General features: G+C 62.1%; 12 protein-coding genes. 7 read left to right on the top strand and 5 right to left on the bottom strand.

Annotation, left to right across the window (positions count from 1 at the left end):
- Nucleotides 1–53 precede the first annotated feature (53 nt).
- The 7 genes from gltA (at nucleotide 54) to LZ012_RS14170 (ending at nucleotide 9,351) form a co-directional block, all read left to right on the top strand.
- The gene (gltA, locus tag LZ012_RS14200; RefSeq protein WP_275711473.1) at nucleotides 54–1,352 is read left to right on the top strand and encodes a citrate synthase; all 1,299 of its coding nucleotides are present in this window, start codon (nucleotides 54–56) and stop codon (nucleotides 1,350–1,352) included.
- Between the two features lie 107 nt (nucleotides 1,353–1,459).
- Nucleotides 1,460–4,300, top strand: a complete 2,841-nt coding sequence (locus LZ012_RS14195) for a 2-oxoglutarate dehydrogenase E1 component (protein ID WP_275711472.1) — start codon at nucleotides 1,460–1,462, stop codon at nucleotides 4,298–4,300.
- A gap of 24 nt (nucleotides 4,301–4,324) precedes the next feature.
- Entirely contained in the window at nucleotides 4,325–5,557 is a 1,233-nt protein-coding gene (gene odhB, locus LZ012_RS14190) for a 2-oxoglutarate dehydrogenase complex dihydrolipoyllysine-residue succinyltransferase (protein WP_275711471.1), read from the top strand.
- 76 nt (nucleotides 5,558–5,633) lie between these two features.
- Complete coding sequence (lpdA, locus tag LZ012_RS14185) at nucleotides 5,634–7,058, top strand: dihydrolipoyl dehydrogenase (protein WP_275711470.1); 1,425 nt, start codon at nucleotides 5,634–5,636, stop codon at nucleotides 7,056–7,058.
- A 97-nt stretch (nucleotides 7,059–7,155) separates the two neighbouring features.
- On the top strand, nucleotides 7,156–8,274 hold the full coding sequence (gene zapE / locus LZ012_RS14180) for a cell division protein ZapE (protein WP_275711469.1): 1,119 nt from the start codon (nucleotides 7,156–7,158) through the stop codon (nucleotides 8,272–8,274).
- A 10-nt stretch (nucleotides 8,275–8,284) separates the two neighbouring features.
- Complete coding sequence (locus LZ012_RS14175) at nucleotides 8,285–9,091, top strand: hypothetical protein (protein ID WP_275711468.1); 807 nt, start codon at nucleotides 8,285–8,287, stop codon at nucleotides 9,089–9,091.
- Nucleotides 9,088–9,351 carry a hypothetical protein gene (locus LZ012_RS14170; protein WP_275711467.1) on the top strand — a complete coding sequence of 88 codons (264 nt, stop codon included), beginning with the start codon at nucleotides 9,088–9,090 and terminating at the stop codon, nucleotides 9,349–9,351. Before LZ012_RS14175 ends, LZ012_RS14170 begins: the two co-directional genes overlap by 4 nt.
- An 85-nt stretch (nucleotides 9,352–9,436) precedes the next feature.
- Here the strand turns inward: LZ012_RS14170 and LZ012_RS14165 are convergent, their stop codons facing one another.
- The 5 genes from LZ012_RS14165 to LZ012_RS14145 all read right to left on the bottom strand — a co-directional run bounded on the left by LZ012_RS14165 (nucleotide 9,437) and on the right by LZ012_RS14145 (nucleotide 13,131).
- Entirely contained in the window at nucleotides 9,437–10,126 is a 690-nt protein-coding gene (locus LZ012_RS14165; protein WP_275711466.1) for a DUF1345 domain-containing protein, read from the bottom strand.
- 31 nt (nucleotides 10,127–10,157) lie between these two features.
- Nucleotides 10,158–11,537, bottom strand: coding sequence for a sensor histidine kinase (locus LZ012_RS14160; protein WP_275711465.1), 1,380 nt, complete (start codon nucleotides 11,535–11,537; stop codon nucleotides 10,158–10,160).
- Nucleotides 11,518–12,192: a response regulator gene (locus LZ012_RS14155; protein WP_275711464.1), complete on the bottom strand. Its 675-nt coding sequence runs from the start codon at nucleotides 12,190–12,192 to the stop codon at nucleotides 11,518–11,520. Before LZ012_RS14155 ends, LZ012_RS14160 begins: the two co-directional genes overlap by 20 nt.
- 214 nt (nucleotides 12,193–12,406) lie before the next feature.
- On the bottom strand, nucleotides 12,407–13,009 hold the full coding sequence (locus LZ012_RS14150; RefSeq protein WP_275711463.1) for a DUF2076 domain-containing protein: 603 nt from the start codon (nucleotides 13,007–13,009) through the stop codon (nucleotides 12,407–12,409).
- Entirely contained in the window at nucleotides 13,006–13,131 is a 126-nt protein-coding gene (locus LZ012_RS14145) for a hypothetical protein (protein ID WP_275711462.1), read from the bottom strand. The genes LZ012_RS14150 and LZ012_RS14145 overlap by 4 nt, the downstream gene beginning before the upstream one ends.
- Nucleotides 13,132–13,136 lie beyond the last annotated feature (5 nt).

Genomic DNA, 13,136 nt, shown 5'->3' with positions numbered 1-13,136 from the left:
TACCGCTTTTTTGGCAGTGCAGTGACAATCAACACCTGTAAAGGGAAGACACCATGACGACCGAACGCAAGGCAACTTTGACAATCGATGGGCAGGCTCCCGTCGATTTCCCGATCATGTCTCCGACGCACGGCAACGACTGCGTCGATATTCGCACGCTCGGTGGCAAGACCGGTTTGTTTACCTACGACTCCGGTTTCCTCTCCACCGCCAGCTGCAAGTCCAAGGTCACCTTCATCGACGGTGACAAGGGCGAGCTGCTGTACCGCGGCTACCCGATCGAGCAACTTGCCGAAAACTGCAACTTCCTCGAAGTGACCTATCTGCTGAAGAACGGCGAACTGCCGAATGCCAAGCAGAAGACTGACTTCGAAAACACCATCAAGAAGCACACGATGGTGCATGAGCAGCTGACCAAGTTCTACTCCGGTTTCCGTCGCGATGCCCACCCGATGGCCGTCATGACCGGTGTCGTTGGCGCCCTGTCCGCCTTCTACCACGACGCCATGGACTTCTCCGACGTCGAGCACCGCAACGTCAGCTTCAACCGCCTGGTTGCCAAGCTGCCGACCATCGTTGCCATGGCCTACAAGTACAACACCGGCGCCCCGTTCATGTATCCGGACAACGAGCTGGACTACACCGCCAACTTCATGCGCATGATGTTCGGCAATCCGTGCGAGAAGTACGTGCCGAACCCGGTGCTGGTCAATGCCCTGGATACCATCTTCACGCTGCACGCCGACCACGAGCAGAACGCCTCGACCTCGACCGTGCGTCTGGCTGGCTCCTCTGGTGCCAACCCGTTTGCCTGTATCGCGGCCGGTATCGCCTGCCTGTGGGGCCCGGCCCACGGCGGTGCGAACGAAGCCTGCCTGCAGATGCTGGAAGAGATCGGCGATGTGTCGCGCGTTGGCGAGTACATCAATCGCGCCAAGGACAAGAACGATTCCTTCAAGTTGATGGGCTTCGGTCACCGTGTCTACAAGAATTTCGACCCGCGCGCCAAGCTGATGCGCAAGGTCTGCGGCGATGTGCTGGCTGAACTGGGCCTGCAGAACGACCGCCTGTTCAAGTTGGCCATGGAACTGGAAAAGATCGCCCTGGAAGATCCGTACTTCGTTGAGAAGAAGCTGTACCCTAACGTCGACTTCTACTCCGGCATCGTCCAGAAGGCCATCGGCATCCCGACCGAAATGTTCACCTGTATCTTCGCGCTGGCCCGTACGGTCGGCTGGATGACGCAGTGGGAAGAAATGATCACCGATCCGGAATACAAGATCGGCCGTCCGCGTCAGCTGTACATCGGCGCCGCCAAGCGCGATGTAGTACCGCTCGCCCAACGCGGCTAAAGAAAAAATTGGGCGGCCGCGTGGCCGCCCTTTTTTTACCTGCGGAGACCTGTAGCACCGCACAAAAGCAGCTACAAATCAAGAAAAACACCCTAGTGGGGATGCCTATGACTACGATGAACCAACTGTTCGACAGCACCATGTTCTTCGGCGGCAACGCGCCGTTCGTTGAAGAGCTGTACGAAAACTATCTGAACGATCCGACCTCCGTTTCGCCTGAATGGCGCGATTATTTCGACCGCCTGGCTCAGATGCCGGGTTACGTTGCCCGCGACGTCGCCCACGCGCCGGTCATTGCCGCCTTCGCCGAACTGGCCAAGGACGGCGGTTTCCGCCAGGCCGCACCGGCTTCCGCTTCCACCGAGCACAAGAAGCAATCCGCCGTCGGCCAACTGGTCACGGCCTACCGCTCGCTCGGTACCCGCTGGGCCGAACTCGATCCGCTCAAGCGCCTGCCGCGCCCGAAGATCGACGAGTTGGAGCCGTCTTTCTATGGCTTTACCGATGCCGACCTGAACCAGACTTTCAACGTCGGTTCGCTGAAGGGCCTGCCGGACACCGCCAAGCTCGGCGATATTCTGGAAACGCTGAAGCAGACCTACTGCGGTACCATCGGCGTCGAATACATGTACATGACGGATTACGACGAGAAGCGCTGGCTGCAAGAGCGCCTCGAAAACATCCGTTCGCGTCCGACCTACAATGCCGAACAGAAAAAGCGCATTCTCGAGCGCCTGACTGCTGCTGAAACCCTCGAGCGTTACCTGCACACCAAGTACGTCGGCCAGAAGCGCTTCTCGCTGGAAGGCGGCGAATCGCTGATCGTCTCGATGGACGAAGCCATCCGCACCGGCGGCAAGCTGGGCGTCGACGAAGTCGTCGTCGGCATGGCACACCGCGGTCGGCTGAACGTGCTGGTCAATACGCTGGGCAAGGCCCCGTCCATGCTCTTCGCCGAATTCGAAGGCAAGAAGAAGAGCGACCTGTCGGCCGGCGACGTAAAGTACCACATGGGCTTCTCGTCCGACGTGTCCACCCCGGGCGGCGCCTGCCACCTGACGCTGGCCTTCAACCCGTCCCACCTCGAAATCGTCAACCCGGTGGTGGCCGGTTCCGTCTATGCCCGCCAGGTTCGTCGCGGCGAAGGCAGCAAGCAGAAGGTCATGCCGATCCTGGTGCACGGCGACGCCGCCGTAGCCGGCCAGGGCGTCAACCAGGAAATGCTCAACTTCGCCCAGACCCGCGGTTACGGTGTCGGCGGCGTGCTGCACATCGTGGTCAACAACCAGGTTGGCTTCACCACCTCCGACCCGCGCGACTACCGCTCCGGCCACTACTGCACCGACATCTTCAAGATGGTCGATGCACCGATCTTCCACGTCAATGGCGACGATCCGGAAGCCGTGGCGCTGGTTACCCAACTGGCCGTCGAGTACCGTCAGACCTTCGAGAAGGATGTCGTCATCGACATCATCTGCTACCGCAAGCTCGGCCACAACGAGCAGGACGAGCCGATGGTTACCCAGCCGCTGATGTACAAGATCATCAGCAAGCATCCGGGTACCCGCAAGCTGTACGGCGACAAGTTGATCGCCGAAGGCGTGCTGGCTGCCGACGGTCCGGACCAGATGATCACTGACTACCGCGCTCACCTCGACAAGGGCGAGCTGCTGTACAACCCGGTGCTGGCTGGTTACAAGCATCCGAACACCATCGACTGGACTCCGTTCCTGACCAAGCACTACGTCGAAACCTGCGATACGACGGTGCCGATGAAGGAACTGCAACGTCTGGCCCAGCGCCTGAGCACCGTTCCCGAAGGCTTCACGCTGCATTCGCGCGTCAAGAAGATCGTCGAAGATCGTGCCGCCATGGGCGAAGGCAAGCTGCCGGTCGACTGGGGCATGGCCGAGAACCTGGCCTACGCTTCGCTGCTGGTTTCCGGCTACGGCGTGCGCATTTCCGGTGAAGACGTCGGCCGGGGTACTTTCTTCCACCGCCATGCCGCCTTCCACGACCAGAACCGTACCAGCTGGGATATCGGTACCTACCATCCGCTGAAGAACCTGCAGGAAAAGCAGGCCGGCTTCCAGTGCTACGACTCGGTTCTGTCCGAAGAAGCCGTTCTCGCCTTCGACTACGGCTACGCTTCCGCCAACCCGTACGAGTTGGTCATCTGGGAAGGCCAGTTCGGCGACTTCGCCAACGGTGCCCAGGTCGTCATCGACCAGTTCATCGCTTCGGGTGAAGCCAAGTGGGGACGCGCCTGCGGTCTGGTCATGTTGCTGCCGCACGGGTACGAAGGTCAGGGTCCGGAGCACTCCTCCGCCCGTCCGGAACGCTTCATGCAGCTGTGCGCCGAAATGAACATGGAAGTCTGCATGCCGACCACGGCTGCCCAGGTTTTCCACATGCTGCGCCGTCAGGGTGTCCGCATGCAGCGCAAGCCGCTGATCGTCATGTCGCCGAAGTCGCTGTTGCGCCACAAGGATGCCAGCTCCTCCCTGGAAGAACTGGCCAACGGCGAATTCCAGCGCGTCATCGGCGAAGTCGATGCGATCGACGCCAAGAAGGTCAAGCGCGTGATCCTCTGCTCGGGCAAGGTCTATTACGACCTGGTCAACGCGCGTCGCGAAAAGGGCATCAAGGACATCGCCATCGTTCGTCTGGAACAGCTCTATCCGTTCCCGAAGGACTCCCTGGCAAAGGAACTGGCCAAGTATCCGAAGGCCGCCGAAATCGTCTGGTGTCAGGAAGAGCCGCGCAACCAGGGCGCCTGGTACTGGATCGCCTCGCGTCACCATCTGGATTCGCAGCTCGGCACCAAGCAGAAGATGCTGCTGGTCTCGCGTCCTGCCTCTTCGTCGCCGGCGGTCGGTTATCTGGCCAAGCACAACGAGCAAACCAAGGCTTTGATCGAGTCCGCACTGGGCAAGATCGAGTACTAATAAAACAACAGAGTGGAGTCACACATGAGCATTATCGAAGTTCAAGTCCCCCAGTTGTCCGAGTCCGTTGCCGAAGGCACGCTGGCTTCCTGGAAAAAGAAAATCGGCGAAGCTGTTGCGCGCGATGAAATCCTGATCGATATCGAAACCGACAAGGTCGTTCTCGAAGTCCCGTCGCCAGGCGCTGGCGTGCTGGTCGAAATCGTCAAGGGCGATGGCGAAACCGTCGTTTCCGGCGAACTGATCGCCCGCATCGATACGGAAGCCAAGGCGGGCGCTGCCGCCCCGGCTGCCGAAGCGCCGAAGGCCGCGGCCCCCGCCGCCAAGGCCGCTCCGGCTGCCGCCGCTGCTGCACCGGCCGGCACCGCCAGCCCGTCGGCACGCAAGATCCTCGACGAAAAGGGCATTGCCGCTGGCGACGTCGCCGGTTCGGGTCGTGGTGGCCGCGTCACCAAGGAAGATGCCGTTGCTGCTGCGCCGAAGGCCGGCCCGGTTGCCGCTGCCGCTCCGGCTGCGGTCAGCATCGCTGCCCCGAACACCGGTGTGGCCCTGGGTGAGCGCACCGAACAGCGCGTGCCGATGTCCCGTCTGCGGGCTCGCGTCGCCGAGCGCCTGCTGCAGTCGCAATCGACCAACGCCATCCTGACCACCTTCAACGAAGTGAACATGGGTCCGATCATGGCGCTGCGCAAGCAGTACGCCGAGAAGTTCGAGAAGGCACACGGCGTTCGCCTGGGCTTCATGGGCTTCTTCGTCAAGGCCGCTTGCGCCGCCCTGCAGAAGTTCCCGGTCCTCAACGCCTCGGTTGATGGCAACGACATCGTCTACCACGGTTACATCGACATCGGTATCGCCGTCGGTTCGCCGCGCGGCCTGGTTGTGCCCATCCTGCGCAACGCCGACCAGATGTCCATCGCCGAGATCGAGAAGAAGATCGCCGAATTCGGCGCCAAGGCCAAGGATGGCAAGCTGTCGATCGAAGATCTGACTGGCGGCACCTTCTCCATCTCCAACGGCGGCGTTTTCGGTTCCATGCTGTCGACCCCGATCATCAACCCGCCGCAATCCGCGATCCTCGGCATCCATGCCACCAAGGACCGTGCGGTCGTTGAAAACGGTCAGGTCGTCGTGCGTCCGATCAACTACCTCGCCATGTCCTACGATCACCGCATCATCGACGGCCGCGAAGCCGTCCTCGGTCTGGTGACCATGAAGGAAGCGCTGGAAGATCCGTCCCGCCTGCTGCTCGGCGTCTAATCGACGTCTGCCGGCGCCAGTGTCCCGACAAGGGCGCTGGCGCTTTTGCACATCTGAATTCTGAAAGGTTTGTCACATGTCCAAGCAATTTGACGTGCTCGTTATCGGCGGCGGCCCCGGCGGCTACATCGCTGCCATCCGCGCTTCGCAGCTCGGTTTCTCGGCCGCTTGCGCCGAATCCAATCCCTATGCTGACCCGAAGGGCGAGCCGCGTCTTGGCGGCACCTGCCTGAACGTCGGCTGCATCCCGTCCAAGGCGCTGCTGCACACCTCGCACCTGTTCGAGGAAGCCAACCACAGCTTTGAAGCCCAGGGCATCAAGGTTGGCAAGGCCACCATCGACGTGCCGACCATGAAGGCACGCAAGGATGGCGTGGTCAATCAGCTGACCGGCGGCATCAAGATGCTGCTGAAGAAGAACAAGGTCACCTTCCTGGCTGGCCACGGTTCTTTCGTCGGCAAGGAAGGCGATTACTGGAAGGTCAAGGTCGGCGCTGAGGAAGTGCTGGCCAAGCAGGTCATCGTTGCTACCGGCTCCAAGGCCCGTCACCTGCCCAACGTGCCGGTCGACCAGAAGATCGTCATGGACAACGAAGGCGCCCTGAATCAGGAATCCGTGCCGAAGAAGCTGGCCATCATCGGTGCCGGCGTCATCGGTCTGGAAATGGGTTCGGTGTGGCGTCGCGTCGGTTCCGAAGTGACCGTTCTCGAAGCCATGCCGGAATTCCTGTCGGTGGCCGACGTTGATGTTGCCAAGGAAGCGCTCAAGCTGTTCACCAAGCAGGGCCTGAACATCCAGGTTGGCGTCAAGATCGGCGACATCAAGGCCACCAAGAAGGCCGTGTCCATCGCCTACACCGACAAGGACGGCAAGGAGCAGAAGCTGGATGCCGATCGCCTGATCGTCTCCATCGGCCGCGTGCCGAACACCGACGGCCTGAATGCCGAAGGCGTCGGCCTGAAGCTGGATGCCCGCGGCTTCGTCGAAGTCGACGGTCACTGCGCCACCAACCTGCCGGGCGTGTGGGCCATCGGCGATGTGGTGCGTGGTCCGATGCTGGCGCACAAGGCGCATGAAGAAGGCGTCATGGTTGCCGAACTGATGGCTGGCCAGGCTGGTCACTGCGACTTCAACACCATTCCCTTCGTCATCTACACCTCGCCGGAAATTGCCTGGGTCGGCAAGACCGAACAGCAACTGAAGGCCGAGGGCGTCGAGTACAAGGCGGGCAAGGTGCCGTTCCTGGCCAATGGCCGCGCGCTGGGCATGGGCGACCCGTCCGGCTTCGTCAAGATGCTGGCCTGCAAGAAGACCGACCGTATCCTCGGCGTGCACATCATCGGTGCCAACGCTTCCGAAATCATCGCCGAAGCCGTCGTGGCGATGGAATTCGGCGGTGCTTCCGAAGACTTGGCGCGCATTTGCCACGCTCACCCGACCCTGTCGGAGACCGTGCATGAAGCCGCGCTGGCTTGCGACAAGCGGACGCTGAACTTCTGATTACGCTTCAATAGTCCATAAAGGCGGGTTGCGGTTACGCACCCGCCTTTTTTATTTGCGAAAATACGAGCTTTCCCAACGCAGAAATTTTGCACCAATGCCGCATAAAAAATTGAACGTCGCCGCTCAGGGCATGCTCGACGCTTACAAGGCTTTGCTCGACTCCCGGGGCTATGTCGCCGACGCCGCCCAGATGGCGGCCGCCAATGCCCTGCAGGCGCTATACACCAATCTGCTGTCGTTTAAGGTGGATCGCGGCAGCACGCTCAAACGCCTGCTGGCACCGCCCAAGCCGCCGAAGGGCGTGTATTTCTGGGGCGGCGTCGGGCGCGGCAAGAGCTTCCTGATGGATTGCTTCTACGACTCGGTGCCTTACCGCCGCAAGCGGCGCATCCATTTCCACGCCTTCATGCAGCAGATCCACCGCGATCTCGACAAGTACAAGGGCGAGCCGGACCCCATGCTGAAGATCGCCGAGCAGGTGGCCAAGGAAGTCCGCCTGCTCTGCTTCGACGAATTTCACGTCTCCGACATCGCCGATGCGATGATCCTTGGTCGCCTGATGACGGGCCTGTTCGCCAAGGGCGTCATCGTCGTGATGACTTCCAACTATCCGCCGGACATGCTGTATCCGAACGGCCTGCATCGCGAAACCTTTTTGCCGACCATCGCCCTGCTCAAACAGCATCTCGACGTTTTCGAGGTCGAAGCCGGCATCGACTACCGCCTGCGCGCCCTGGAGCAGGTCGAGATCTATCACCATCCGGCCGATGCTGCAGCCGAGAAGAAGATGCTCGAATACTTCAAGATGGTGGCCGGGGAGGAGGGCAAGAAGGGCGGCCATATCGAAATCCTCGGCCGCAATATCGACACGCTGCGTCGCGGCCATGGCGTGATCTGGTTCGATTTCCAGATCCTGTGCGGCGGGCCGCGTTCGCAGAACGACTATCTGGAAATTTCGCGCAGCTATCACACGGTGCTGCTCTCGCACATTCCGCGGATGACCTCGCACCAGGCTTCGGAAGCCCGTCGCTTCACCTGGCTGGTCGATGTCTTCTACGACCACAAGGTCAAGCTGATCGCGACCGCCGACTGCGCGGCCGAGGAGTTGTACACGGAAGGCACCCAGGCCAGTGAATTCAAACGCACGGTCAGCCGTCTAACCGAGATGAATTCGAAGGAATACCTGGCCTTGCCACATATTCCTTCCGAATGAGGAGCGAGTGATGAGGTCTGCCCTGAAATGGCTGCTAGCCGGCCTGTTGGCGCTGTGGCTCGGTATTGCCGGCGCGCAGCAGATGGAAATCATCCAGCTGCGCAGCAAGACGGTCGATGAAATCCTGCCCGCCTTGCTGCCGCTGGTCGAGCCGGGTGGTACGCTGACCGGCATGAACGACCAGCTGTTCCTGAAAGCCTCGGCGCGCAACCGCGACGAGATCAAGCGGGCTCTGGCCGCGATGGATCGGCCGGCCCGCCGTTTGATCATCCGTATCTCGCAGAATCGCCAGGCCGAGGACAGTGCACGCGGTGGCGAAGTGGGCGGCCAGGTGACGCTGGGCAGCACACGACGCAGCAATGTCGGCGCGACGGTGTGGGATACGAAGAGCGTGCGCGGCGAAAGCGCGGCGCAAATGGTCCAGACGGTCGAGGGGGGGCGCGCCTTCATCCAGATCGGCCGCTCGCTGGCCGTACCGATGCGCCAGATGGTCGTTGGGCCGGGCGGCGCCATGGTGAACGAGGGCGTCATTTACCGCGATATCGGCAGCGGCTTCTACGCCACGCCGCGCATCAACGGCCAGCGTGTTACCCTCGACATTTCCCAGCAGGCCGAGAGTTTCGACCCGGCCTATGGCCGTGGTGCGGTCAGCTCGCAGCGTCTGGCAACGACGGTTTCCGGCACCTTGGGCGAATGGATAGAACTCGGAGGCGGCGGCCGTCAGGCGGCCGGCCAGCAAGGGGGCGCGTTCAGCGTGGGTACCAGCGATGCCCGGGATAATCGCTCCATCTGGTTGAAAGTCGAGGAAGCCGAATGACCGAAGAAATAATCCGCAAGCCGCGCCACATCGGGCACAAGATCGCCATGGTGTGTGCCGTCTTGTGCGGCCTGATGATGATTCCCGCGATCGGGGTATTCGGATGGTTTCTGTTTACCCGCGGCCTGGCCGATACCTGGACGCCCAGCATGGCCGCGGTGGTGGCCTTTTTCGGTTGCTGTGCCGGGGTTTTGCATGCGGTCAGTATTCCGCAGCCGGTGTTGCCGCCGATGGAAGATACAAGCGTAGAACCCAAATAAACGCGCAGCCGGCGGACAGTATCGATCGTCGGTGCTGCTTGAGCGAGCGTGGCCTTGCCCGGGCTATTGGCTCACCGGCCGGCGTTCACAGCAGACCCGAAGCGATGTTGATGGTCAGGGCCAGCACGGTGGTGTTGAAGAAAAAGGCCAGCACGCAATGGATCAGGCCGATGCGGCGCAGGGAGCGGCTGGTGAAGCCAACATCCGCGGTCTGCCCCGAGGTGCCGATGACGCAGGCGAAATAGAGGAAATCGCCGTAATCGGGCGCATGGCCGCCCGGAAAGTCGAGGGCCTTGGCCAGGCCCCTGCTGTCCGCGCTGTAGTAATCGTGGGCGTAATGCAGGGCGAACATGGTCTGCGTAAAGGCCCAGGAGGTCAGTATCGTCATGCCGGCCAGCCCGATATGCAGCAGTTTGGCTGTGCCGTGCAGATCTTTGGCCACCGAGAGCTGGAGCAGAATGGCGCCCAGCGACATCAGGGCGGCGACGATGACCAGCGACAAGACCACCAGACGGCCTTCGTCCTGCTGTCTGGCCCGCGCCCGCATGCGTTCGTGCGACGACCAGAACATGATGTGCGCGGCTAGGGCGAGATAGAGGCAGGCTCCGACGTTCCAGCCCATGATGGCGCGAGTCACGCCATGCTGGATCAGCGTTTCGGGAATCAGCAAGGCGGTCAGCAAGCCGGTCGCGGCACTGCTTGCCAGCCGCGAGCGGGCCATGATCACCCGGACGAATTTCGGACGGCGGTCTATCGTCGGGTTGCTGTCAGTCATGGATATAGGCTGTCCGAAAAACGTGGGGATGCTAAAGGTTGAACACGACACGAATGCGCAGGCCGGAGCCCGTTTCGCCGTCATGCATTTCAATGGCGGCAGCGTGCCGGTCGGCGACTTCCTTGACGATGGCGAGACCCAGGCCGCTACCCTGGCCCGGTGCGCCGTCAGCCCGGTAAAAACGCTCGAAGATATGGGGACGTTCGGCTTCGGGAATGCCCGGCCCACTGTCCTCGACCTCGACGTAAGGGAGCCCCTGGCCATCGATGCCGCTGCGCGCCGTGACCCGGCCGCCGGCTGGCGTGTATTGCAGCGCGTTGTCGATCAGGTTGGCGAGCATTTCGCGCAACAGCCATTCGCTGCCTGAAATGTGCGCCGGGGCGGTTTCGAAACCGAGGTCGATGTTGCTGCGCAGGGCGAGGTCGTACCAGGACGAGGCGTTGGATTCGAGCAAGGCGGCGAGGTCGATGTCGCGCCGTTCGTGAGTATCGTTGGCTTCCGGGCCGGAGCGGGCCAGGGCCAGCAACTGGTGCGTCAGGTGGGCAAGCCGATGCCCGGCATCGAGCAGGCGGCCGCCACGTTTACGGTGTTCGGCCGGCAGTTCCTGCACATGCAGTTCGAGCTGGGTGATGAGGCTGGCGAGCGGTGTTTTCAGCTGGTGGGCGGCATTGGCCAGGAATGCCTGCTGCGCGGTGATGGCCGAATGCAGGTCGTCGATCAGCCCATCCATGGCCCTGAGCAAGGGTTCCGCTTCGCCCGGCACATCGGTTTTGGGCAGCGGGCTCAGATCGTGCGGGGCACGCCGATTGATGGCCTCGCTCAAGTGGTCGAGCGGGGCCAGGCCCTTGCGGACCCCGATATAGACCAGTGCCAGGACGGTCAGGATGAGCAGGATGTTGGGCACGATCATCGCAGCCAGAATCTGCGAGCCGGTCTGCTGGCGCTTGTGCGTGGTTTCGGCCACGGTGACGGCCACCTCGCCGGCCGTCGTTTCGATACGATAGGTTGCCTTGCGCATCTTCTTGTCGCGGAAGACGGCTTCGCTGAGCAGCGGGTTACGTCCCTTTTCCGCAGGGGCGGGCTGCAGGTCGGTGTCGCCGGTAAGCAGTTCATTGTTCGGGCCGCGGATGGACAGGAATTCCTGGTCGCTACGATCGGTCCGCAACACGGCCTCAGCGGCGGCCGGCAGGTCGACCTGCAGCCGCCCGTCCTGGAAACGGACGCGGCCGGCCAACGCCACGGCATCGTCGGCCAGGGCATGGTCGTAGGCGTCGGCGGCGGGACTGAAAGCAACCTTGTAGTCGATGGCCAGGCTGACTACCAGGAGGCCGCTGAGCGGCAGCAGGAGCAGAAAAAGCAGGCGCCGCCGCAGGGTGCGCCGGGACGCCGGATCAGGTTGGGGCGAGTTCATCGAGACGATAGCCGATGCCGCGGATGGTGCGGATTTCGACACCGCTTCCCAGCAGCTTGTGGCGCAGCCGCGAAATGTAGATTTCGATGGCGTTGCCGCTGATTTCGTTTTCCCACTCGCTCAGGCTTTCCGCCATTTTCTGCTTGGCCACGACATTCGGGCTGGCCAGCATCAACTGCTGGAGAATTTCCCATTCGCGGCCGGTCAGATCAAGCACCTTGCCGTCGAGCAGGGCGATACGCCGGGCCAGGTCGAGGTGTATGGCTCCGGCAGACAAGACGGACGAGGCGGCCGACTGGCTGCGCCGGATCAGGGCGCGCATCCGGGCCAGCAGTTCGGGCAACTGGAAGGGTTTGACCATGTAATCGTCGGCCCCCAGGTCCAGCCCGCGGATGCGGTCGTCCAGCCCGTCGCGGGCGGTGAGGATCAGGGCCGGAACCTGGATGCCCCGTTGCCGCAGGCGGCGGATCAGTTCCAGTCCGTTCATGCGCGGCAGGCCGATGTCGATGATGGCCAGATCGTAATGGGTCAAGGCCAGCGCTGATTCGGCGGGTTCGGCCGCCCCGACATGATCGACGGAGAAACCACCCTGTTCGAGGCCCTCGCAGATGCTTTCGGCGAGCATGGTGTCGTCTTCGATGAGCAGGACGCGCATGGTTTCGGTCAGTCTGTCGGGGCGATGGAAAGGGGCGGCAAATAACGGGGCTTGGAGGCGAAACGATGATACCGCAGGCCGGCGACGCCAGCCCGGCTGAAAAGGAGAAGGCTCTGGCGGGAGCAAAAAGGTGGAAGGCTCCCGCAGGAGCCTTCCGGTGACCTGAACGAACCGGTGAGAGGTGCGTTCAGGCCGAGGGGGAAAGGTGGGCTGCTCAGATCCAGCTGCTGTCGTCACTGCCGGCGAGGCCGTCGCTCAAGCCGGAAAAGTCGTCGCTATCGACAGCGGCACGATCGGACCCGAAGAAATTGTTGACCACCGTTTCGCTCGGCTGGCTAGACAGGGAGTTGCCGCCGAACAGGCTGTTGCTGTCGTGATGGCCGACCAGATGCTCGATGCCCTGGAACAGGAAGGCACCGGCAGCGACCCCGGCCGCCGTCGTCGCGACATTGCTCAGCCAGCCATTACCCCAGGAGGGGGCGATCACCGGCTGCACCGGGGCGGCCGGCACGGCCGGTGTCATCGCCGGCATTCGGGGCGAGGAATTGCCCCAACTGCCGGTATCGGCAAAAGCCGGGCGCGGCTGGGCGCTGCGCAGGGTTTCCAGTTCGCCCTGCAACTGCTCGATACGGCGTTGCGAGTTGCCGACTGCCTGTTCGAGCAGAAAGGCTTTCTGCACCAGCAGGTAGGCGGCATCGGGCTGGCGTTCGACGGCCTGGCGGATCAGGGCCTCGGCTTCGCTGTCCTTGTGGCTGGCTTGCGCGGCGGTCAGCCCGGAAAGAAAGGTGGTGAGTTGTTCGCGTTCCTGCGTATTCATGTGTTCAGGCTCCTTGAAGAAGACAGGGCCAAGATACGGGCGAGGACAGTGACATTCAACGGGTCAATTGCAACGGTTTGTCGCTGAAAGCTGTCGGCCTTGTCAGGAAAGTTGTAGCCCATGTCTT

It is taken from the genome of Dechloromonas hankyongensis (genome assembly GCF_022012295.1).
In the GTDB taxonomy this organism is placed as follows: Bacteria; Pseudomonadota; Gammaproteobacteria; order Burkholderiales; family Rhodocyclaceae; genus Azonexus; species Azonexus hankyongensis.
Note: the sequence above shows the minus strand (reverse complement) of the source record. Positions and strands in the feature narration are given on the sequence as shown.